General features: G+C 69.4%; 20 protein-coding genes. 11 read left to right on the plus strand and 9 right to left on the minus strand.

Features of this window, described 5'->3' with window-relative positions; genetic code table 11:
* The first annotated feature begins 24 nt into the window (after window positions 1–24).
* Complete coding sequence (locus tag ABB22_RS16055; protein WP_055767602.1) at window positions 25–723, plus strand: TorF family putative porin; 699 nt, start codon at window positions 25–27, stop codon at window positions 721–723.
* A 70-nt stretch (window positions 724–793) separates the two neighbouring features.
* Here the strand turns inward: ABB22_RS16055 and ABB22_RS16060 are convergent, their stop codons facing one another.
* Entirely contained in the window at window positions 794–1,777 is a 984-nt protein-coding gene (locus tag ABB22_RS16060) for a hypothetical protein (protein ID WP_152984223.1), read from the minus strand.
* A gap of 180 nt (window positions 1,778–1,957) precedes the next feature.
* On the minus strand, window positions 1,958–2,980 hold the full coding sequence (gene tdh, locus ABB22_RS16065; RefSeq protein WP_152984225.1) for an L-threonine 3-dehydrogenase: 1,023 nt from the start codon (window positions 2,978–2,980) through the stop codon (window positions 1,958–1,960).
* A gap of 147 nt (window positions 2,981–3,127) precedes the next feature.
* On the opposite strand from tdh, the gene ABB22_RS16070 reads away from it, so the two are divergent.
* On the plus strand, window positions 3,128–5,293 hold the full coding sequence (locus ABB22_RS16070) for a S46 family peptidase (RefSeq protein ID WP_055767611.1): 2,166 nt from the start codon (window positions 3,128–3,130) through the stop codon (window positions 5,291–5,293).
* 377 nt (window positions 5,294–5,670) lie between these two features.
* Here the strand turns inward: ABB22_RS16070 and ABB22_RS16075 are convergent, their stop codons facing one another.
* Window positions 5,671–6,522, minus strand: coding sequence for a hypothetical protein (locus tag ABB22_RS16075; protein ID WP_055767613.1), 852 nt, complete (start codon window positions 6,520–6,522; stop codon window positions 5,671–5,673).
* 224 nt (window positions 6,523–6,746) lie between these two features.
* Here ABB22_RS16075 and ABB22_RS16080 point away from each other — a divergent pair, with 224 nt between their 5' ends.
* From ABB22_RS16080 to ABB22_RS16120, 9 genes are all read left to right on the plus strand, one after another.
* Window positions 6,747–7,391, plus strand: a complete 645-nt coding sequence (locus ABB22_RS16080; RefSeq protein WP_055767616.1) for a histidine phosphatase family protein — start codon at window positions 6,747–6,749, stop codon at window positions 7,389–7,391.
* Complete coding sequence (locus tag ABB22_RS16085) at window positions 7,391–8,176, plus strand: TonB family protein (RefSeq protein ID WP_082443559.1); 786 nt, start codon at window positions 7,391–7,393, stop codon at window positions 8,174–8,176. The genes ABB22_RS16080 and ABB22_RS16085 overlap by 1 nt, the downstream gene beginning before the upstream one ends.
* 248 nt (window positions 8,177–8,424) lie before the next feature.
* Window positions 8,425–9,693 (plus strand): bifunctional tetrahydrofolate synthase/dihydrofolate synthase, encoded by a 1,269-nt coding sequence (gene folC, locus ABB22_RS16090; RefSeq protein ID WP_055767622.1) that lies wholly within the window; start codon window positions 8,425–8,427, stop codon window positions 9,691–9,693.
* A gap of 120 nt (window positions 9,694–9,813) precedes the next feature.
* Window positions 9,814–10,827, plus strand: a complete 1,014-nt coding sequence (locus tag ABB22_RS16095; RefSeq protein ID WP_055767625.1) for an SPOR domain-containing protein — start codon at window positions 9,814–9,816, stop codon at window positions 10,825–10,827.
* 36 nt (window positions 10,828–10,863) lie between these two features.
* The gene (locus tag ABB22_RS16100) at window positions 10,864–11,595 is read left to right on the plus strand and encodes a CvpA family protein (RefSeq protein WP_055767628.1); all 732 of its coding nucleotides are present in this window, start codon (window positions 10,864–10,866) and stop codon (window positions 11,593–11,595) included.
* A gap of 31 nt (window positions 11,596–11,626) precedes the next feature.
* Window positions 11,627–13,093 (plus strand): amidophosphoribosyltransferase, encoded by a 1,467-nt coding sequence (gene purF, locus ABB22_RS16105; RefSeq protein ID WP_055767631.1) that lies wholly within the window; start codon window positions 11,627–11,629, stop codon window positions 13,091–13,093.
* 142 nt (window positions 13,094–13,235) lie between these two features.
* Window positions 13,236–14,120, plus strand: a complete 885-nt coding sequence (locus ABB22_RS16110; RefSeq protein ID WP_082443580.1) for a ferritin-like domain-containing protein — start codon at window positions 13,236–13,238, stop codon at window positions 14,118–14,120.
* 125 nt (window positions 14,121–14,245) lie between these two features.
* Window positions 14,246–14,692, plus strand: a complete 447-nt coding sequence (locus ABB22_RS16115; protein WP_152984224.1) for a COG3650 family protein — start codon at window positions 14,246–14,248, stop codon at window positions 14,690–14,692.
* Between the two features lie 297 nt (window positions 14,693–14,989).
* Entirely contained in the window at window positions 14,990–15,160 is a 171-nt protein-coding gene (locus tag ABB22_RS16120) for a hypothetical protein (protein ID WP_200911359.1), read from the plus strand.
* Between the two features lie 75 nt (window positions 15,161–15,235).
* Here the strand turns inward: ABB22_RS16120 and ABB22_RS16125 are convergent, their stop codons facing one another.
* The 6 genes from ABB22_RS16125 to ppk1 all read right to left on the minus strand — a co-directional run bounded on the left by ABB22_RS16125 (window position 15,236) and on the right by ppk1 (window position 22,607).
* A complete protein-coding gene (locus tag ABB22_RS16125) occupies window positions 15,236–15,997 on the minus strand; it encodes an energy transducer TonB (RefSeq protein ID WP_082443560.1) in 762 nt (253 codons plus the stop codon).
* 60 nt (window positions 15,998–16,057) lie between these two features.
* Window positions 16,058–16,801, minus strand: coding sequence for a UDP-2,3-diacylglucosamine diphosphatase (lpxH, locus tag ABB22_RS16130; protein WP_055768499.1), 744 nt, complete (start codon window positions 16,799–16,801; stop codon window positions 16,058–16,060).
* A gap of 253 nt (window positions 16,802–17,054) precedes the next feature.
* Window positions 17,055–17,594, minus strand: coding sequence for a phosphatase PAP2 family protein (locus tag ABB22_RS16135; RefSeq protein ID WP_055767643.1), 540 nt, complete (start codon window positions 17,592–17,594; stop codon window positions 17,055–17,057).
* Window positions 17,575–18,711, minus strand: coding sequence for a glycosyltransferase family 4 protein (locus ABB22_RS16140; RefSeq protein ID WP_055767646.1), 1,137 nt, complete (start codon window positions 18,709–18,711; stop codon window positions 17,575–17,577). Before ABB22_RS16140 ends, ABB22_RS16135 begins: the two co-directional genes overlap by 20 nt.
* A 95-nt stretch (window positions 18,712–18,806) precedes the next feature.
* Window positions 18,807–20,333, minus strand: coding sequence for an exopolyphosphatase (gene ppx, locus ABB22_RS16145; RefSeq protein WP_055767649.1), 1,527 nt, complete (start codon window positions 20,331–20,333; stop codon window positions 18,807–18,809).
* Between the two features lie 186 nt (window positions 20,334–20,519).
* Window positions 20,520–22,607 carry a polyphosphate kinase 1 gene (gene ppk1 / locus ABB22_RS16150; RefSeq protein WP_055767652.1) on the minus strand — a complete coding sequence of 696 codons (2,088 nt, stop codon included), beginning with the start codon at window positions 22,605–22,607 and terminating at the stop codon, window positions 20,520–20,522.
* Window positions 22,608–22,636: the final 29 nt, after the last annotated feature.

The following is a 22,636-nucleotide window of genomic DNA, read 5'->3' on the forward strand; positions in this document are numbered from 1 at the left end:
CGATCCCCATTCCCGGAGACCCGCATGATTCCCTGCAAGCGCCTTGCCGCCGTTGCCTGTGCTGCCCTGATGTCCATCCCGTTCGCCGCCTGCGCCGAAGATGCGGCGTCGCCCATCAGCTGGGAAGTCAGCGCAGTGTCGGACTACCTGTTCCGCGGCGCCTCGCAGACCGATGAGAAGCCGACCGTGCAGGGCAGCGTCACCTGGACCACGTCGAGCGGCCTCTATGTCGGCAGCTTCGCCTCCGGCGTGGATTTCGGCGAAGGCAGCCCCGACGTCGAAGTGGACTACTTCGTCGGCTATGGCTTCGACATCGCCGACAAGGTCAATGTCGATGTCCTGCTCAACCGCTACACCTACCCGGGTGCGAGCGAGATGGCCTACAACGAGCTGGTCACCACCACCACCATCGCCCAGAACTGGAAGGTCAACGTCAGCTACACCAACGATGTGTGGGGCAGCAGCACCACCGGCTGGTACTACGGCGTGGGCGGCGAGTGGGGCCTGCCGAACGACTTCACCCTCGACGCCAACGTCGGCCGCAGCGTGTTCAACGACCGCGACGTGGCGCAGGACTACACCGACTGGGGCGTGGGCGTCGGCCGCAGCTTCGGCATCGCCAACGTCTCGCTGGGCTACTACGGCACCGACGGCAAGGGCCGCGACAACTTTGGCAAGCTGGCCGACAGCCGCGTGGTGCTGACGGTGAAGATCGCGCGCTGAGCGCGGACGACACTGCCGCAATGACAAAGGCGCCGCATGGCGCCTTTGTCGTTTCCGGGACGATGCTCCGTCACGGCGCCATGGTGTGGCGCTGCGCATCCACCCAGGCCAGCCAGTTCCGGTCGAGCGCCTCGATATCGGCACCCAGGCGATGGCGTGGACCGTTTGCCGCCAGCCAGGCGTCGAAGTTCATGCCATCGGCCAATGCCTGGCTGATTTCGCCCAGCAGGTCCTGCCTGCCGCTGCGTTCGATCAGGAAGTCGGCGACCGCAAGGCTCTGCAGATAGAACGCGGCGTGGGCTTGGGCGGTGTCGCCGGACAATGTCGCCGTCATGACGCTGTTGGCAGCCTGGCTCCCGTTGCGCGCGGCAAGCTGGGCGCGATAGTCCGCCCCGGCGAGGGGGTGCGGGCTGGCCAGGAATTCGCTCGGCGGATGGACCTGCGCCGCCGCTTCCCGCAGCAAGGCGCGGAACTGGGAGCGGCGGTCGGCCAACATCGCTTCCGGTTCCATCAGGATGGCGCAGGCTTCGTCCAGCCAGTCAGGGGCGGGGGTTGCATAGCGTGAGCCGTCCGGCGTGGAGCGCGGCCAGAACGCGGACTGGTACAGGGAATGGCCCAGTTCGTGGCGTAGTACGTCGCCGCCGCTCTGGCTGGTGCGAAGGGCAATCGCACGCACCTGTTCGTCCGGCAGGCCGGGCATGCTCTTGCGAAGGCTTTCTTCGATCATGGCCGCCTTGGCTTCGGCCGGTATCCAGGCACGCAGATAAGGCAGGGCATGCTGGGAGGCGAACAGATCCTGCTGCGCTTTCGGGAAATGGGCGCTGACTACCGTGGCGCCGGCGGGAGCGGCGCGCCCCAGATAACGCTGGAAGGTGGCCGCGGCGGCGGCGCCGTCATCGGCGGCTCGCCGGGCGGCCTGTGCGGAGTCCGCATAGAACCAACCGTGTGGCGTGGCTTCGCAGGCAAGCGCAGGCAATGATGGAATCTGCGGGCATGCAGAGGTGTCCGCAACTGGAGAGGCGAGCAGGGCGGCCAAAAGAAACAGCGTGTCCATATGCGGGTAGCTCCATGCGTGGGAACGGCTATGTGACCTTGCGCGGATACGGAAGTTCACGATGCCTTGCGCTGCGGGTCGTTTGTCGCCCGCAATCGGAAAAGGCGCCTTGCGGCGCCTTTTCCATGCAGCACCGGGCGCTGCCCGGTGGGGTTTCCCCATGAAACCCGCCGGCAGGCCTCAGTTCCAGCTCAGCACGACCTTGCCGGCCTTGCCCTGTTCCATCAGGTCGAAACCTTCCTGGAAGCGGTCCACCGGCAGCTGGTGGGTCATCACCTTGCCCAGCGGGAAGCCGGACAGCACCAGCTGGGTCATCTTGTACCAGGTCTCGTACATCTTGCGGCCGTAGATGCCCTGCACGGTCAGGCCCTTGAAGATGATCTTGTCCCAGTCGCAGCCGGCGCCCCTGGGCATGATGCCGAGCATGGCGATCTTGCCGCCGTGGTACATGCAGTCGAGCATGTCGTTGAAGGCGCGCGGGTTGCCGCTCATCTCCAGGCCCACGTCGAAGCCTTCCATGTGCAGCTCGGCCATCACGTCCTTCAGCGACTGGTTGGCGACGTTGACCACGCGGGTGGCGCCCATGTCGGCGGCGAGCTTCAGGCGGAAGTCGTTGACGTCGGTGACCACCACGTTGCGCGCGCCGATGTGCTTGCAGATGCCGGCGGCGATGATCCCGATCGGGCCGGCGCCGGTGATCAGCACGTCCTCGCCGATCACGTCGAACTCCAGCGCGCAGTGCGCGGCGTTGCCGTAGGGGTCGAAGAACGCGGCCAGCTCCGACGGGATCTGGTCCGGGATCGGCCACAGGTTGGTGGCCGGCATCACCATGTACTCGGCGAAGGCGCCGTTGACGTTGACGCCGATGCCGACGGTGTTCGGGCACAGGTGCTGGCGGCCGCCGCGGCAGTTGCGGCAATGGCCGCAGACGATGTGGCCTTCGGCCGAGACGCGCTGGCCGATTTCGTAGCCGGTCACGCCCGGGCCGATCCCGGCGATGCGGCCGACGAACTCGTGGCCGATGGTCAGGCCCGGCTTGATGGTGCGCTGGCTCCACTCGTCCCACAGGTAGATGTGCAGGTCGGTGCCGCAGATGGCGGTCTTCTCCAGCTTGATCAGGACCTGGTTGGGACCGGGCACCGGTACCGGCACTTCTTCCATCCAGATGCCCTTGGTCGCCTCGCGCTTCACCAGCGCGCGCATCGTGTTCTGTGTCATTGCCGAAAACCGCAGTGGGAAAGAGCGCCGATTATATGCTTTCGGCCGTAACCGCCCGTACCGGAGGACAGGGGCGGCGACAACGGTTGCAACCGCTACAATCGACGTTTACATCGATCGGGGAACCGTCTCATGCGTCTGAATCTTCTCGCTTTTTCCGTGGTCGCCGGGCTTGGCCTGGCCCAGGCGGCTTCTGCCGCCGAGGGCATGTGGGTGCCGCAGCAGCTGCCGCAGATCGCCGGGCCGCTGATGAAGGCCGGGCTGAAGCTGGACCCGCTGCAGCTGAGCAACCTGACCGGCGACCCGATGGGCGCGGTGGTGGCGCTGGGCGGCTGCACCGCCAGCTTCGTCTCGCCGCAGGGCCTGGTGGCGACCAACCACCACTGCGCCTATGGCGCCATCCAGCTCAATTCCACCGCCGAGAAGAACCTGATCAAGGACGGCTTCAGCGCGGCCAGCTTCAAGGATGAGCTGAGCGCCGGCCCGAACGCGCGCATCTACGTGCTCGATGACATTACCGATGTCACTCCGCAGGCCAGGGCCGCCATCGCCGGCGCCGGCAACGATCCGCTCAAGCGCACCGAAGCGCTGGAAGCACTGGAGAAGAAGCTGGTGGCCGAGTGCGAGGCCGACGACAGCTACAGCTGCACGCTGTACAGCTTCTCCGGCGGCAACACCTACCGCCTGTTCAAGAACCTGGAAATCAAGGACGTGCGCCTGGCCTATGCGCCCCCGGGCAGCGTCGGCAAGTTCGGCGGCGACGTCGACAACTGGATGTGGCCGCGCCACACCGGCGACTTCTCTTTCTACCGCGCCTACGTGGGCAAGGACGGCAAGCCGGCCGCGTTCTCGGCCGACAACGTGCCCTACCAGCCCAAGCACTGGCTGAAGCTGGCCGAGCAGCCGCTGGGCGAGGGCGATTTCGTGATGGTGGCCGGTTACCCGGGGCGCACCGACCGCTACGCGCTGGTCAGCGAGTTCGAGAACACCGCCAACTGGACCTACCCGACCATCGCCAAGGCCTACAAGGACCAGATCGCGCTGGTCGAGGCGGCCAGCAAGGGCAACCAGGACATCGCGGTGAAGTACGCCGCGAACATGGCCAGCTGGAACAACACCAGCAAGAACTACGACGGCCAGCTGGACGGCTTCAAGCGCAACAACGTGCTGGCGCACAAGCAGCGCGAGGAGGCCGCCGTGCTGGAATGGCTGCGCGGCCAGGGCGCCGCCGGCAAGCCGGCGCTCGATGCCCATGCGCAGCTGCAGGCGCTGGGCCGGAAGGCCCGCGCCAATCAGGCCCGCGACATGGACCTGGGCATGCTCAACCGCACCGGCATCCTGGGCACCGCGGTGCGCCTGTACCGCCTGGCCATCGAGAAGAGCAAGCCGGACGCGCAGCGCGAAGAGGGGTACCAGGAGCGCGACCTGCCGGCCATCGAGGGCGGCCTGAAGCAGATGGACCGCCGTTACGTGGCGGCCATGGATCGCCAGTTCCAGCAGTACTGGCTGGAGCAGTACGTGGGCCTGCCCGCGGCGCAGCGCCTGCCTGCGTTCGACAAATGGCTCGGCGGCGGCGATGAGGCGGCGGTACGGGCCGCGGTGGCGCGCCTGGACGGCACCCGGCTGGGCAACCTGGACGAGCGCCTGAAGTGGCTCGATGCCGACAAGGCCGCGTTCGAGGCCAGCACCGATCCGGCCATCCAGTACGCGGTGGCGGTGATGCCGGCGCTGCTGGACCTCGAGCACCAGCGCAAGGTGCGCATCGGCGAGGAACTGGTGGCGCGTCCGCTGTTCCTGCAGGCCATCGCCGACTACAAGCAGAGCAAGGGCGAGTTCGTCTATCCGGACGCCAACCTCTCCCTGCGCATCACCTTCGGCAACGTGAAGGGCTACACCGGCCTGGATGGCAAGGTGCAGCAGCCGTTCACCACCATCGAAGGCGTCGCCGCCAAGGAGACCGGCGTCGATCCGTTCGATTCGCCGAAGGCGCTGCTCGACGCGGTCAAGGCCAAGCGCTACGGCGGCCTGGAAGACAAGCGCATCGGCAGCGTGCCGGTGGACTTCCTGTCCGACCTGGACATCACCGGCGGCAACTCCGGCTCGCCGGTGCTGGATGCGCATGGCCGCCTGGTCGGCCTGGCGTTCGACGGCATCTGGGAGTCGGTAGCCAGCAACTGGGTGTTCGACCCGGTGATGACCCGCATGATCTCGGTGGACCAGCGCTACATGCGCTGGATCATGCAGGAAGTGGCGCCGGCGCCGCAGCTGCTGAAGGAACTGGACGCCGCGTCGAAGTAAGCCGCGCCTGCGTTTGTCCGAAAACCCCGGGCGGGAAACCGCCCGGGGTTTTTGCATCCGCCAACACACGCGGAGCAGGGCCGGCATTCTCCGGTAGAGCGGTGCACCGCCCCGCTGGGGCTTTGCCGGTAAATCCCCGCCGGGCGTCGCCCGGCGCTACAGAACCGCGGCCGCCGTGTAGAGCGGGGCATCGCCCCGCTGGGGCCTCGCCGGTAAATCCCCGCCGGGCGCCACGCGGCGCTACAGACCCGCGGCCGCCGTGTAGAGCGGTGCACCGCCCCGCTGGGGCTTCGCCGACAAATCCTGACCGGTGCCGCCCGCCGCCACGGAACCGCAGCTGCCTTGCAGAGCGGGGCACCACCCCTGGCTGCGTGGAATCAGCGGTACGGACCGGGCCCGCGCCAGACCAGTTCCCCGCGCCGGTATACGTACATCACCGTGACGACCTGGCGGGCATCGCCGATGGACTGCAGCTCCGGTGCGTCGGGGGCGAGCAGGCGGCACTTGCTGGAGCCGCGCTTGAGCGCGACTTCCGCCGGGCAGACCATCAGGTAGCTGGTGCCGGGCAGGGGGATGGACAGTTCCTTCATGCCCTGCTCCATCCAGGTGCGCAGCCGCGTCTCGGCGAGCAGGTCGTAGATGATCTGGTAGCCGCCCACTTCCATGGCCGGCTCGCCGGCGGCCATGTCGTTGCGGTAGCCGTTGCGGTTGAGCGGCCCGGCAGAGCGTCCGTCGTCGGGCGCGGTTTCCTTGGGCTGCCAGCCCGGCGGACGCCCGGTCCAGGTCTGCGGCCGGCGCTGGACGCTCTCAGGCGGGCTCGTGGCCGAGGCCCGCGCCGACTCGGACGTGGGGGGCTCCTCGCTCCTGTCCTGCTTGTGTTCCGGTTCGGCCGGAGGTTCGATGTACCTGGCCTCCGGCACTGGCTTGCGCGTATCGGCCTGCCGGCGCGCCACCGGCCTGGAAGGCCGCTTGCGGTCATCCACCGGTTTCGGCCCCGGAGGCATGCGGGTGGTGGGTGGGGAGGGCGGCGCTTCGCCGACGAAATCCACCTTGACCCGGCCACCGCCGGCCATTCCCTGCGGCGTGGTCACCACCGGCGGCGTGGAGTGCAGCAGGAGCAGCAGCACCAGCAGGTGCAGCAGCGCGCTCAGGAAGGCGGCCGCCCACGGCTGCAGGCGTTCGTTCCAGGGCCGGCGGATGGAAGGGACGGAAACCGGGTCGCTGCTCATGCCACGTTGCGGGCGGAGGAAGTACTGGCCCTCATGTGGGCGTCATGCCATGCGGCCGATGGGGTCGCCATGGTAACCCCTGTCGTCGGCTGGCAAATGCGCGGGGCTGCAATTGCTCGATGCGGCGCTGGAGAGTCGCCATCGATTCGTAACGCAGGCAACCGTAGCCTGCGCCACGGCGGCGACAGGCTATGATGCGGGCCCCGCCACGGACTCCCAACTGCATGCGCATCCTGCTTGCCCGCCACGGTGAAACGCCGTGGAACGCCGAAGGCCGCTACCAGGGCCAGATCGACATTCCCCTTTCGCCGGTGGGCGAGGCGCAGGCAAGGGCGCTGGGCGAGCGCCTGCAGTCGATCGAGATCGCGCGCGCGGTGGCCTCGCCGCTGTCGCGCGCGCAGAGCACCGCGCGTGCCGCGCTGGGCAGCGCCCGCGAGTCGATGCTGCAGACCGATGCGGACCTGCAGGAGATCGCCCATGGCGAATGGGAAGGGCTGCTCGCCAGTGAAATCAACGACCGGGATCCGGCGCGCCTGCGCGCCTGGCGCGAGGAGCCGGATACCGTGCTGATGCCCGGCGGCGAATCGCTGCGGCAGGTGCTGGACCGCAGCTGGCGCGGACTGGCCCGGGCCGCCGAGGGACTGGGCGAGGACGACACGCTGCTGGTGGTCGCGCACGACGCGGTCAACCGCGTGATCCTGTGCAAGGTGCTGGGCCTGCCGATCGGCAAGCTGTGGAGCTTCCGCCAGGCGCCGACCACGCTGAACCTGCTCGAAGGCGCGGACGTGGAACGCCTGGAAGTGGTGCGGCTGAACGACTGCGCGCACCACACCCCGTTTTTCGGCGAGGCCAAGCACCGGGCGCTGTGATGGCACGCCCACGGGCGCGGATGCGCTGGCTGCCCGTCGCGCTGTCGGCGTTGCTGCCAGTGCCGGTGGTCGCGCAGCAGCCGGCCGATGCCTGTCCGCCCTACGCCGCGCAGGAAAACCGCGCACCGTCCTATCCGCCTTCCGAACTCTGGCGGCTGCTCGGCTACACGATCAACGCGATCATCGAGACCGACGCCTGTGGGCGGGTGTCGGGAGCGCGCGTCGAACAGCCGTCCGGCGTGGCGGCATTGGACGCGGCGGCGCTGGCGGCGGCCCGTGCCTGGACCGTGCCGCCGCAATACCGCGGCCAGCCGCGCTACCGGCTGCCGTTCGCGTTCGAACCGCTGCCCGGGGACATGCCGGCGCAGACTGGAAGGCGGCCACGCGATCCGTTCTTCGAGGAACGCAGCAGTGGCCGGGCGCCGATGCCGGCACTTGATGCCGACGGCATGCTGCCCGGCTACATCGCCGACCCGTATCCGATCGGTTTCCTGCAGATTCCCGAAGCGATCGCCACGATCGGCCCGCTGGCGCTGGTCCGCCGGTACGACCGGCAGGCGAACTTCTGGCTGCACGACGAAGAGGGCCTGAGCCTGTTCCAGCTGGAAGACGCGATGATGGTGCGCAACCGCCTGGTCAGCGACGGCCGGTATCGCTTCGTGGTCACCAGCGTGCTGTGCGGCAACGACCTGGAAGCCTGCCGCCAGTCGCTGGCGGAACTGCGCGCACGCCGCGACCGGCAGCGGCCGCAGCTGGTCGCCGGTGTCTCCACGCAGGGGCCGTAGGCCGCTTCTTGCTGCCCTGGGTCCCGCGTGGACTCCGGCGCATTCTCGCCGCGAGCCGCCTCGCAAGAAGCGGCTTCAGTCGCGAAGAAGCATTGCCCGGAAAGCCTCGGCGCGACCGAAGCCGCTCCCGCGCGTGCCGCCGACGGGCAGCGCGCAGGTCCGGGGGTACGGGCGCCGCATCCGCCGGCGGTATCATGGCCGGCCTTGCCGCCGACCCGCGCGGCACTTGAAGCCCCCTGGAATCCCGCATGTCCTCCGCACGTCCCGCCACGCTCGAACAGTGGCTCGCCCATATCGACCGCCAGCATCCGCAGCCCATCGCGATGGGCCTGGAGCGCGTGCGCGAGGTGGCCGCGCGCATGGGCCTGGAGCGTCCGGCGCAGCGCTGCATCGTGGTCGGCGGCACCAACGGCAAGGGCTCGACGGTGGCCTTCGTCGAGGCCATCGCCCGCGCCGCCGGCTGGACGGTGGGCGCCTACACCTCGCCGCACCTGCTGGCCTACAACGAGCGTGTGCGCATCGACGGTGCGGATGTCGACGACGCCACGCTGGTGGCCGGCTTCAACGCCGTCGAGGATGCCCGCGGCGACACCGCGCTGACCTATTTCGAATACGGCACGCTGTGCGCGCTGTGGGTGTTCGCGCGCGCCGGCCTGGACCTGGCCGTGCTGGAAGTTGGGCTGGGCGGGCGCCTGGACGCGGTCAACATCGTCGATGCCGACGTATCGGTCATCACCACCGTGGACATCGACCACGCCGACTGGCTGGGCAGCGAACGCGAGGCCATCGGCGCGGAGAAGGCCGGCATCATCCGCGGCTGGAAGCCGGTGATCCTGGGCGAGATCGATCCGCCGTCCAGCGTGCTGCGCCGCGCCTACGTGCTGGGCGCCAACGCGATCCGTTTCGGCAGCGATTTCTTCGCCGAAGCCATCGATGCCGACACCTGGCGCTGGCGCGACGTGTCCTTCCGCATCGAACTGCCGCAGCCGGCGCTGTGGGCGCCGGTGCAGCGGGCGAATGCGGCCGCCGCCATCGCCGCGCTGCGCGCGCTGGACCGCCCGGTGCCGCGTACGGCATGGGCGCAGGGCGTGGCCGCGGCGCAGATCGCCGGGCGCCTGCAGCGGTTCGAGCGCGACGGAGTGGAGGTGCTGGTCGATGTCGGCCACAACCCCCAGGCCGCCGCCGCCCTCGGCGCTGCGCTGCAGGCACGTCCCGCCGCCGGGCGCACCCTGGCGGTGTACGCGGCATTGGCGGACAAGGATGCGCCTGGCGTGGTCGCGGCCCTGCAGGCGCGCATCGACCGCTGGTACCTGGCCGGGCTGGAAGGCGCGCGCGGGCAAAGCGCCACGCAACTGCGCGGGCGGCTGGCCGGCACCGCCGCCGCTGGCGCCGCCACCTGCGCGGATGTCGAGCAGGCGCTGGCCGCCGCGCTGGAGCATGCCCGCCGCGGCGATCGCGTACTGGTGTTCGGTTCCTTCCATACCGTGGCCGAGGTGTTGCCGCTGCTGCGGCGGTGACCGGAAGGCCGCAGCGGCGCGCCGGCGACGCTCCTTCCCGTTCAGCTGCGGCGGCGTCGTCCTGCGATGGCGCCGCATATAATCGCCGGACATTCCGCCCTGCCGCCCATACGCCTTGCCGTGGATACTCCCCTGAAACAGCGATTGATTGGCGCCATCGTCCTGGTGGCCCTGGCCGTGATCTTCCTGCCCATGCTGGTCAAGGGGCCGGCGCCGGACAGCGGCGTGCAGGACGTGCCGCTGCGCGCGCCCGACGCACCTGCCGATGGCCAGTTCGAAACCCGCGAGCTGCCGCTGGTCGCGCCCAACGCGCTGGCCTCGGGCAGCGCCACCGGCATGCCGGCTGCACAGCCCGTGGCCGAAGCCGCATCCCCGGCAGCGGAAACGGGTGCGTTGCCGCCGACCGCGGCCGCCGGCAACTACGTGGTGAATTTCGGTGCCTACGCGACCGAGGCCGATGCCGACGCGGTGATCGCCCATCTGAAGAAGTCGAACCTGCCGGGCTTCCGCCAGCAGGACACCATCAACGGGCGCCCGGTCTGGCGCGTGCGCATCGGTCCCTACGCCGACCGTGCGCAGGCCGAACTGATCCGCCTGGAAGCGGGCAAGGTCCCCAGCGACGTGAACGCGCAGGTCGTGGTGCTCGACGCGGACAAGGAACCCGCCGCGCCGGTCGCCGCAAAGACCGCTCCGGCAACGGCGCCGGCACCCGCAGCGGCGACGCCGGCGGTGCGCAGCGAGCCCCTGCCGCCGGAGCCCGCCAAGCCGGTGGCCGCTGCGCCCAGGCCGGAAGCCCAGCCCAAACCCGCCGCGCCAAAGCCGGAAGCCCCCAGGCCCGCCGTGCCCGAGCGCACCACCACCACGGTCTCCACCGCACCGGCCGCGCCGGCGGCCAGCAATGTCGGTTTCGCCGTGCAGCTGGGCGCGTTCGGCCAGCCGGCCGACGCCAACGCGCTGCGCGACAAGGTACGTGCGGCCGGCTTCAGCGCCTTCGTCGAGCAGGTGCGCACCGACAACGGCGTGCTCAACCGCGTCCGCGTCGGGCCGGTGGCCAACCGCGCCGAAGCCGAGCAGCTCAAGGCGCAGGTCGCGGCGAAGGTCGGCATCGCCGGTATGGTCCGGCCGCATCCCTGATGCGCTCCCACATCTGATGCCCCGGCAGCGCCGCCCGTGATCGATCTGCTGCTGCTGGGGCTGATCGCCGTATCGGCCCTGTTCGGGCTGATGCGCGGCCTGCTGGCCACCGTGTTCGGCGTGCTGGGCTGGCTGCTGGCCGGGTGGGCTGCGTTCCGTTTCGGCCATGCCGCCACGCTGATGCTGAGCGGCGGTGCTGTGCCGAGCATGGGCCAGTACGCCGCGGGTCATGCCATCGCCTTCTTCGGCGTGCTGCTGGCAGTCTCTGCGATCGGCATGCTGCTGCGCGGGGTGGTCGACTCCACCCTGCTGCTCAAGGGGCCGGACCGCCTGCTCGGTTTCGGCCTGGGCATCGTCCGCGGCGTGCTGCTGGCCGTGCTGGCGGTGCTGGTGCTGGGCTTCACCCCGGTGGCCGACGGCGAGGAGTGGCGGCGTTCGCAGGTGGCTTCCTGGCTGCGGTCGCCGGCCGACTGGCTGCGCGAGCGTCTGCCGGAACTGCCCGCCGTTACGGAACATCCGCTGCTGGACTTGGGCAAGGCGGTGCTGGCAGGCGATAATGCCGCGCTCAGCGAACATGAAGCGGGCAGCGGACTGCCGCGAGCGATGCCGGAAGGGGCCGAAGACGCCCGGCCGGCCGCGATCGGAGGCAGCCGCCAGGACCCGGCGAAGGCGTGGCCTTCCAACATCGATCCGGCGCAGGTGCGCCCGGATCACCCCGGTCCGGCGCGGACCGGGCCATCGGGCCAGGCACGGCCTCCTTCACGTTAACCGGGCCACGGCCCAGCGGAGATCGCGCAACATGTGTGGCATCGTCGGAATCGTCGGCAACCAGAACGTCGCCGGGCAGCTCTATGACGGCCTGACCGTCCTCCAGCACCGCGGCCAGGATGCGGCCGGCATCGCCACCGCGCACGGCACCCGGCTGCGGGTGGAGAAGGGCAACGGGCTGGTGCGCGACGTGTTCGACGAGCGCCGCATGGAAGTGCTCAAGGGCCGCATCGGCATCGCCCACGTGCGCTACCCGACCGCCGGTTCGGAAGGCACGGACGAGGCGCAGCCGTTCTACGTCAACTCGCCTTACGGCATCGCGCTGGCGCACAACGGCAACCTGATCAACACCGAGGCACTGCGCCAGCAGGTGTTCGAGGCCGACCGCCGCAACATCAACACCGATTCGGACAGCGAAGTGCTGCTGAACGTGTTCGCCTACGAACTGGACGCGCAGCGCATGCTCACCCCGGAAGCGGCGATCCGCGCCGTGGCCGGCGTGCACCGGCGCTGCAAGGGCGGCTATGCGGTGGTCAGCCTGGTGCTGGGCCTGGGCCTGGTCGCCTTCCGCGACCCGCACGGCATCCGCCCGCTGGTGCTGGGCAAGCGCAGCCATGCCGAAGGCGACGAGTACATCGTGGCCTCCGAATCGGTGGCGCTGGACGTGCTCGGCTTCGAGCGCGTGCGCGATGTCGCCCCGGGCGAGGCGGTGGTGATCACCGAGCGCGGCGAGCTGTTCGCCGAAGTCTGCGCGACCACCACCCAGCAGACGCCGTGCATCTTCGAATACGTGTACTTCGCGCGCCCGGATTCGATGATCGACAACGTGTCGGTGCACAAGGCGCGCATGCGCATGGGCCAGAAGCTGGGCGAGAAGATCCTGCGCCTGAGGCCCGACCACGACATCGACACCATCATCCCGATCCCGGACACCTCGCGCGACGCGGCGCTGGAAATATCCAACGTGCTCGGCGTGAAGTACCGCGAGGGCTTCGTCAAGAACCGCTACGTCGGCCGCACCTTCATCATGCCGGGGCAGGGCGAGCGCGTTAAGTCGGTGCGCCGCAAGCTCAACCCGATCCACCTGGAGTTCCGCAACCGCGTGGTGCTGCTGGTGGACGACTCGATCGTGCGTGGCACCACCAGCCAGCAGATCGTGCAGATGGCGCGCGACGCCGGCGCGCGCAAGGTCTACCTGGCCAGCGCGGCTCCGCCGGTGCGCCACCCCAACATCTACGGCATCGACATGCCCGCCGCCGAGGAACTGGTGGCGCACGAGCGCAGCGTCGAGGACATCGAGAAGCACCTGGGCTGCGACTGGCTGGTCTACCAGGACCTGGAAGACCTTGAGGCGGCGGTGCGCGAGGGCAATCCGGAACTGAAGGCGTTCGATTCGTCCTGCTTCGACGGCCACTACGTCACCGGCATCGAACCGGGTTACTTCGAGCGCATCCAGCAGCTGCGTTCGGACGAGGCCAAGAACAAGCGTCGCGCCTGACCCCGTCAGCGCTGCAAGCCCTTCTTCCATCGGGGCGGAATCGCAGGGCTTGCGCGCCACCGGCGCGCATGTGATCGAGCGCCCACGCCGCTGGCGTGGGCCGCGGCGCGAACGAGGCAGCGAGGTCTGGATGCCGATGACAATGCAACAAGCAGAAAACCTCCTGGAAACCCAATCCTCTTCCGGCGCTGCGCGCCACCTTCCCCAGGAAGGGAAGGGGCAGGCCGCAAACCTGCTCGATGCAGCCCGCATCTGCCTCGCCGAAGCCGACCCGCTCGAAAAAGCCGCCCTCACCCAGCACTACGCCGCACGGTTCCGCGCGGGCAAGCTCAAGCTGCCGGCAAACGCGGTTGATCCCGAGCCGATCCGCATGCCCGGCCGTCCTGCGCGGCTGGTGCTGGTGCATCCGCGCGACCTGCCGCGTCGCGGCCTCGGCAGCCCGGAAGGCCGCGCGGCCTTCATCCACGCCATCGCCCATATCGAACTGAACGCCATCGACCTGGCCTGGGATGCGGTGTACCGCTTCCGCGGGCTGCCGGGCAGTTTCCATGCCGACTGGGTGAGCTGCGCCGACGACGAATCGCGCCACTTCCTGCTGCTGCGCGAGCGTCTGCTGGCGCATGGGCACGACTACGCCGATTTCCCGGCGCACAACGGCCTGTGGGAAATGTGCGAGAAAACCGCGCACGACGGGCTGGCGCGCATGGCGCTGGTGCCGCGCGTGCTGGAAGCGCGTGGCCTCGACGTGACACCGGCGATGATCGCCAAGCTGCGTTCGCTCGGCGACGATGCCACCGCCGACGTACTGGAAGTGATCCTGCGCGAGGAAGTGGCGCACGTCGCCGCCGGCTCGCGCTGGTACCGCTGGTACTGCGAGCGCGCCGGCGTCGAACCGCGTGCGCGGTTCAAGGAACTGCTGCGCGAATACGCCGGCGGTTACCTGCACGGCCCCTTCAACCTCGAAGCCCGTCTGCTGGCCGGTTTCGACGCCGACGAACTGGCGGATCTGGTCGAACAGGCTGGATGATGAAGCCGGGCAGGGGCGACCTCGCCGCCTGACGCCGCAGATGATCGTGCCGCACGGATCGCATGATGTTTACCCGGTGCATGCGACGATGGCGGCCATCGTGCCCCACAGCCTTGGAGAACCGCATGCCTCCCTTCCGTCTCCTGTTGACGATCCTGCCCATGGCGATGCTTGCCGCATGCAGCCCCGCCGCGCCGGACGCCGATACTCCCGCGCGCGAAGCGGCCGCGGCGCAGGTGGACCCGGGCATGGACACGTTTCCGGCGAACCTGCAGGCGGCGGGCGTCGAGCCGTTCTGGGGCGTGAAGGTGGAAGGCGGGGCGTTGGCCTACACCACGCCGGAAACGATGGATGCGCCGCGCCGGCTGCAGGCCACGCGCAGCATCGACGCCGACGGCCTGCACCTGTCGGGCGAGGAGCGCGGCCAGCCGTTCCGCCTGGACGTGCGCCACGGGCCCTGTTCGGACGGCATGTCCGACACGGCATATCCGTTCAGCGTGTCGTGGCTGCTGGAGGGAAAGACCGCGAAGGGATGCGCGTTCGACCCGGCGTCTCCGCCGCCGCCGCAGTGAGCCTTGGCCAGCCGCGGATGAGTCGGAGAACCGGCCATGCTCCGGCCGCCGGTGAACGAAGGGGGAAGCCATGCGGCGATACGAACATGGTTACGGCCGGGCAAGCGCGCGGGTGTCGCTGGCGCTGATCCTGCTCGGCGGGTAGCCACGCTGGCGAGTGTAGGTGCAGGAACTGCGCGGCAAGGCGACCCTGGGCGAAGCCGGGAGCAATCGCCGCATCGCCGTGCCTGAAGCCGAAGCCGCATGGGACGCCAGCGTCGCGCTGGTCGTCGTGTAGATCGAGCGTGCCGGGAGGGTGTGGCCGAAGCCAACCGCATCATCGGCGACAGCCTCAAGGGCAACGAAGGGCGTCTACGCTACTGCTACATCGACGCGCTCAAGACCACGCCGAACCAGGCCATCTGCCTTCCCGCCGAGGCGGGCCTGCCGATCCTCGAAGTCCAGCGCAAGGCGTTGCCGGCGCAATAAAGAGACTTGCATGCGGTCGCGTCCGGCATGGCGGCGTCGGCTGCCTGCAACAGCCGGCGCCGCCGCAATCGCCGCTCAACTGCCGCCGCTGATCAGCTTGAACTGCGTATCGCTGGCCGTCCGCATGGACGACTCGGCCTGCATCGCGGCAACGCATTCCCTGCCGGTACGGGCTTCTTCTTTCCGGGAGGCGGGTTTGGGGCTGGTGTCGAGACTGAAGCCGACCGGGATGCGGACCACCGTGCTTATCGCATGGCCATCCACTTCCTCCGGCGTGTAGCGCAGCTGGCTTACCCACTGGCGCAGGGCCGGCTCGAAATAACCGAGCCTCTTCGGATTGGTGTCGCCCTGCGGGTCGACGGACATCCATCGCGCGGTGCCGTCGGGCAGTACCTCGTACGTCACCATCCATGTCCCCTGGATGCGCGAGCGGACCGCGTCGACGGGATAGCGGGGCGGTGGCGTCAGGCCGGCGGCGTTCTGGCTGTTCACGGGACCGCCATAGACGTAGCCCAGCGCCAGATTCAATTGGCCGGCCGCGCCCTCGACGGCACAGGCATCGAGCATCAGGTGGGTGACACCACTCCTTGCCTGGCCGCCGACGGTGGCGGGCTCGAAGCGCCATTCCTTGATCTGCGCGCCGATGGCCTGGCGGATTGCCGAGGGAAGCTGTTCCGGCGTTTCAACCTGCTGCGGAACGCCCTGTTCGTCCAGCCAGACCGTCGCCTTGGTCTTGAACGGGACCGGCTGGTCCGCATTGCCGGCCTGTGCGGCTTCCATTCCGGTAGCGGCAACCGCCGCCAACATCGTGCAGATCCAGACTGCCGCTCGTGCCATGTCCACCCTCCCGACCAGATTGGTCCGTCGATGGTAGCGCTTTGCCGTAGCGGCTTGGGCCTATGGAACCAAGGCCTGCAGCTGATAGCCAGCGGCATCAACCCGCAGCACCGATCCCTGTTCGTACCAGTCGCCGAGCACGATGCGGGTGCAGCTGGCGTCGCCGGCCTGCACGCGGTGCACGGCGGGGCGGTGGGTGTGGCCGTGGATCATCGTGTCCACGCCATAGCGGCGGAACGTGGCGACGACTTCGGCCGGGGCCACGTCGGTGACGGTCTCGAACCGGGCGCGGTCGCCTTCCTTCATCTCCGACTGGTGCGCCTGGCTGGCCGCGCGCGCCTTCTGTGCGAAGGCGATGCGCGCTTCCAGCGGCTGCGCGAGGAACTGGGCGATGAAGGCCGGGTCGCGGGTCTGCGCGCGGAACGCCTGGTAGGCGGTGTCGTCGGTGCACAGCAGGTCGCCGTGCTGCAGCAGCACCGGCTTGCCGTACAGCGGAATCACGCAGGGGTCGGGCAGGATGCGCATGCCGGCGCGGCGGGCATAGTCCTCGCCGACCAGGAAGTCGCGGTTGCCGCGGATGAAAAATACCGGCACGCCGGCGTCGGCCAGTTCGCGCAGCGCGGCGGCGACCGCATCGGCGGCGGCGGAGGGCGTGTCGTCGCCGATCCAGGCCTCGAACAGGTCGCCGAGGATGTACAGCGCCTCGGCCTGCCGTGCCTGCCCGCGCAGGAAATCCAGGAACAGTTCGGTGATGGCCGGACGGCTGGGGTCCAGATGCAGATCGGAGATGAACAGCGTGGTCATGGCGGCCATTGTAGGGGCAATACCGCGACCCCATCGGCGGTGCCGGCCAACTGCGCGAAGACGCGTCATCGCAGTCGCACTGCTGCTCCGCGGTCTGCGCCGCACTCCGAGGGCGCGCCTGCCATCGGCCATCTCCCCGCCGCTTCCCGACTCGGGGGCATTCCTCCGGACACATCCGGCAGTGCCGGCCGCTGGCCGGCATCCGCAGGGTCGTCGGCAGATGCGCGCTTCTGGCCGGTGGCCGCCCCTCTCCTCAGAACGGCAGCGGCATCAGCTGCAGCGAGGCGGTCCCCAGCAGCAGGGCGATGCCGGTAGCGGCCAGCACGTCGCTGGGATAGTGCAGGCCGAGCACCACGCGCGACAGCGCCACGCCTGCGGTGAACGGCAGGAGCAGCGGCGCCAGCCACGGGTAGTAGGCCAGTGCGACCACGCTGAACGACACGGCGTGCAGGGTGTGGCCGGAGGGGAAGCTGTATTCGTCCAGCGGCGCCACCCAGGCGCGGATGCGCAGGTCGGCGGCGAACGGGCGCGGGCGCCGGGTCCAGCGCTTGAGTGCCTTGTACAGGGTGAGCGCGACCACGCCGGTGGCGGCCATGTGCGCCGATGCGCGCAGGCCGTCCATGCCGTCTGCCAGCACCAGCGCGCCCATCAGCAGGTACCAGAACACGCCGTCGCCGAGGCGGCTGACGACCGCGAACAGGGTGCGGATGCGGCGACGGCGGCAGTAGTGGTTCGCCCGCCGGCACCAGCGGGTTTCGCGGGCGAGCAGGCCGTCAGGCGGCAGCAAGGGCATGGGCACGTCTCCGTTGCGACAGTTCGTGCAGCAGTGCCTCGAATTCGGCGACCACGTGGTCCGGGTGCAGCCGCTGCATCGCCAGGCAGGCATTGGCTCCGAGCGGTGTGCGCAGGGTGTCGTCGCCGGCCAGGCGCAGCGCCGCGTCGATGAAGTTCTCGTCGTTGTCCACGGCCACGCCGCTGTACCCGCTCTGCAGATGTTCACGTGCGGCGCCGTAGTTGAAGGCGACCGTGGCCACGCCGCTGGCCATGGCTTCCAGGGTGACGTTGCCGAAGGTCTCGCTGCGGCTCGGGAACAGGAACAGGTCGCCGCTGGCGAAATGGCGCGCCAGTTCCCGTCCGCGCTGGATGCCGCAGAAGACGAAGTCGGGATTCTCCTGCGCGATGCGCCCGCGCAGCGGTCCGTCGCCGACCCAGACGAAACGTGCGTCCGGGCGCTGCTGCTGGATCCGGCGGAACGCCTGTATCGCCAGGCCCAGATTCTTTTCCGCGGCGATGCGGCCGACATGGATCACCGCCAACCCGTGCGCTTCCAGCCCCCATGTCCGGCGCAGTTCTTCATCGCGTTGCCGCGGGGTGAACTGCGAGGCATCCACCGCGCGCGCCAGCAGGCGCGGGTGCTGGAAGCCATTGCCTTCCAGGAAGCCCTGCAGTTCGCGGGTGGGCACCAGCGTGGCATCGCCCTGGTTGTGGAAGCGGCGCATCCAGCGCAGAGCGACGGGCTGCAGCCAGGCCGCGCCGTAATCGGGCAGGTAGGTGTCGAAGCGGGTATGCAGGCCGGTGGCGACCGGGATGCCGAGCCGGCGCGCGGCGCGCAGCGCCGACCAGCCCAGCGGGCCTTCGGTGGCGATATAGACCGCGTCGGGACGCTGCCGGCGCCAGTGCCGCGCCAGTCGGTAGGGCAGCGGAAGCCCGAAACGCAGGCCGGGATAGCGCGGCAGCGCCACGCCTTGCACCAGCAGCTCATGCGCTTGGGCGGCGTCCTGCGGCTGGCGGGGACGCACCACGTCCACGTCGTTGCCGCGGGCGCGCAGGCCGCGCTCCAGGCTCTGCACGGTCAGGGCAACGCCGTTGACCTCCGGCGGATAGGTCTCGGTGACGATGGCATAGCGCATGGCGGCCTCCCTTTTGGCGCAAAGAGTGGCGGCGGGCTGTGGCAGGTGGGTGTCAGCGGGATGCCAGGCGTATGACAGCGCCTGGGGCCCGGATGTCAGGCGACGAACGGCCGAAAAACGATGCCCAGACTGGCCATGCCCTCGTTCTCTCCGACCAGATCGGCGCGCAGCAGCGGGCGGGCATCGATGAAGGTCTTGTCCAGCACCAGCGACAGGGCGTCGCCGTCCACGCTCAGTTCCAGCGTCGGGATCGGGTCGTCCTCGTGCGAGCGGTGCAGCAGCACCGCCAGCCGCAACAGCGCGGCGGTACGCCGGGCCGGCAGCAGCAGGCGGTCGGGCAGGGCGTCGAAGGCGGTCTTGGGCACGCCGCGGCGATGGGTACGGATCAATGCGGCCAGCATCTGCTGTTCCTGGCGCGAGAAGCCGGCGATGTCCGAGTGCTCGATCACGTAGCTGCCATGGGTGTGGTAGCCGCTGTGGGCGATCATCAGCCCCAGCTCGTGCAGGCGCGCGGCCCAGCCCAGCATGCGTGCGTCGTCCGAATCCAGCTTCCAGCTGTCGGCGACCTGCTCGAACAGGCGCTGGGCGGTGGCTTCCACGCGCAGCGCCTGGGCGGCGTCGATGTCGTAGCGCCGGGTCAGCGCGGCCACCGATTCGTCGCGGGGATCGTTGTCGCTGGCGCGGCCCATGATGTCGTAGAGGATGCCCTCGCGCATCGCCGCCTTGCTGACCAGCAGTTTCTGCAGGCCCAGTGACTGGAAGGCGGCCTCGAGCACCAGCACGCCGCCGGCGATGATCGGCCGGCGTTCGCTGGCCAGGGTCGGCAGGTTGATGTCGTCGATGTGCTTGGCGCGCAGCAGTTCATCACGCAGCAGCGGCAGCGCCTGGGCGGTGATCGCGCCCTTGCTCAGCTTCATCGCCGCGCAGATCTCGCTGATCGCCTTGTGGGTGCCGGACGAGCCCAGCGCCTCGTCCCATCCCAGCGCCCGGTACTTGGCGGCGAACGGCTGGAACTCGGCGCCGATCTCGGTCAGCGCGTCCTTCCAGCGTTTCTTGCTCAGCTTGCCGCCGGGGAAGAAGCGGCGGGTACTGGCGATGCAGCCGGCCTGCAGGCTCTCGCGTTCCAGCGGCTGCATGCCGCTGCCGATGATGAACTCGGTGGAGCCGCCGCCGATGTCGATCACCAGCCGGCGCTGACCCGGCTTGGGCGGCTGCGCATGGGCGACGCCCAGATAGATCAGGCGCGCTTCCTCGCGGCCGTTGACCACCTCGATGGCGTGGCCCAGCGCGGTTTCGGCCGGCATCAGGAACGACAGCGGCGAGCGCAGCTGGCGCACGGTGTTGGTGGCCAGCGCGCGCACGCGGTACGGCGGGATGTTACGGATGCGCTGGCCGAAGCGGGCCAGGCATTCGAGCGCGCGCTGCCGGGCTTCGGCCGACAGCCCGCCCTTGCCGTCGAGCCCGTCGGCCATGCGCACGGTCTCGCGCAGGCGGTCGACCACCCGCAGCTGGCCGAGCAGGTAGCGGGCGATGACCATGTGGAAGCTGTTGGAGCCCAGGTCGATGGCGGCCAGCAGGTCGCCGTCCTGCAGGGGGGGGAAGGTCTGGGAGGACTGGGGCATGGCGGAATGGTAGTGGATGGTCGGGGGCGCGTGTCACCCCGCGCGATGCGGACGGCGCCTTGCGTAGGAGCGGCTTCAGCCGCGAAGGGGACTTCCCACCGATGTTTCCGCCCGCAACGCCGGTTTGGATGGCCGGGAAAGCCTGTTCGCGGCTGAAGCCGCTCCTACACCGGGGCCGCAGGCGTCCTACAGCGCTTCGAGCAGCGCCTGCTGCGCCGAATGCGGCGGCTGCCCGGGCTGCGGCGAGCACTTGCGGTAGCGTCCGTCGGCCTGCAGCTCCCAGGCGTTGAGGTTGTCGTCCAGGTAGTTCTGCAGCACCTCGCGGTAGATGCGCCGGGCCAGATCGCTGTCCAGGATCGGGAAGCAGGTCTCCACGCGCCGCAGCAGGTTGCGCTCCAGCCAGTCGGCGCTGGCGCAGAACAGTTCCGGCGCGCCGTTGTTGCCGAACCAGTAGACGCGGCTGTGCTCCAGGAAGCGGCCGACGATCGAACGCACGCGGATGTTGTCCGATACCCCTTCCACGCCGGGCCGCAGGGTGCAGGTGCCGCGCACGATCAGGTCGATCTGCACGCCGGCCTGCGAGGCGGCATACAGCGCGCGGATCACCTGCGGCTCGTTGAGCGCGTTCATCTTGGCGATGATGCGCCCCGGCTTGCCGTCCAGGGCCAGCCGGGTCTCGCGCTCGATCCTCTGCAGCAGGCCGGCATGCAGGGTGAAAGGCGACTGCAGCAGGCACTCCAGCTTCATCTTCGAGGCCAGCCCGGACAGCTGCTGGAACAACTGGTGCACGTCGTTGCCGATGTCCGGATCGGCGGTGATCAGGCTCAGGTCGGTGTAGGCGCGCGCGGTACCGCTGTGGTAGTTGCCGGTGCCCAGGTGCACGTAGCGGCGCAGCTTGCGGCCTTCGCGGCGCACGATCAGCAGCATCTTGGCGTGGGTCTTGTAGCCGACCACGCCGTAGACCACCTGCACGCCGGCATCCTGCAGGCGATCGGCGAGGCCGAGGTTGGCCTCCTCGTCGAAGCGCGCGCGCAGCTCCACCACCACGGTCACGTCCTTGCCGTTGCGCGCGGCCTGGATCAGCGCCTCGACGATCCCCGAATCCTTGCCGGTGCGGTACAGCGTCTGCTTGATCGCCAGCACGTTCGGGTCCACCGCCGCTTCGCGGATCAGCTCCAGCACGGTGCTGAACGAATCGAACGGGTGGTGCAGCAGCACGTCGTCGCGCGCCACCATCTCGAAGATGCCCTCCGGCGTCTTGAGCACGCGTGGGGTCATCGGCGGGTACTTCAGGTCCGGCCTCTGCACCAGGTCGTAGACCTGGATGACGCGGTTGAGGTTGACCGAGCCGTCGATGCGGTAGGCCGCGTTCTCGGACAGGCCGAAGTTCTGCAGCAGGGTCTGCACGATCGGGCGCGGGCAGTCGTGGGCGATCTCCAGCCGCACCGCCGGCCGGTAACCGCGGTCGACCAGTTCGTCGCGCAGCGCCAGCGCCAGGTTCTCTACTTCTTCCTCGTCCACCACCAGCTCGGAGTTGCGGGTGACGCGGAACTGGTAGGCGCCGCGCACGTCCATGCCGGGGAACAGTTCGTTGACGAAGGTGGACAGCACCGCCGAGAGCAGCACGAAGTCCTGAGTGCCGCCCAGCGATCTGGGCAGCTGGATGATGCGTGGCAGCGAGCGCGGCGCGCGCACCAGCGCCAGGTGGCCGGCGCGGCCGAAGGCGTCGGTGCCCTTGAGCACGACGACGATGTTCAGCGACTTGTTGAGGATCTTCGGGAACGGATGCGACGGATCCAGCCCCAGCGGCGAGAGCACCGGCATGATCTCGTTGCGGAAATAGGCGCGCAGCCAGCGGCGCTGGCGCGCGGTCCAGGTCGAGGGCGAGAGGATGCCGATGCCCGCTTCCTGCAGGGCCGGGCGCAGCACCTCGTTCCAGCAGCGGTATTGCTGCTCCACCAGTTCGGCGGCGCGGTCGTGGATGGCGGTCAGGATTTCCTGCGGGCTCAACCCGTCCGGCGCCGGCGGCAGGCCGAATTCCTGTGCGTGGCGCACCGCCGCTGCGCGGATCTCGAAGAATTCGTCCAGGTTGGTGCAGGAAATGCACAGGAAGCGCAGCCGCTCCAGCAGCGGCACCTGCTCGTCCGTCGCCTGCGCCAGCACGCGGAAATTGAAGTCCAGCTGCGACAGCTCGCGGTTGATGTACAGCGCCGGCTCGCGCAGCGGATCGTTGCCGGAGACCACGGGTGCGGGGGGCGGGGTGGGAGCGTTCATGCCCTGTCTCTTATCCACGTCTGACGCTG

This window comes from Stenotrophomonas nitritireducens (assembly GCF_001431425.1).
Classification (GTDB): Bacteria; Pseudomonadota; Gammaproteobacteria; order Xanthomonadales; family Xanthomonadaceae; genus Stenotrophomonas; species Stenotrophomonas nitritireducens.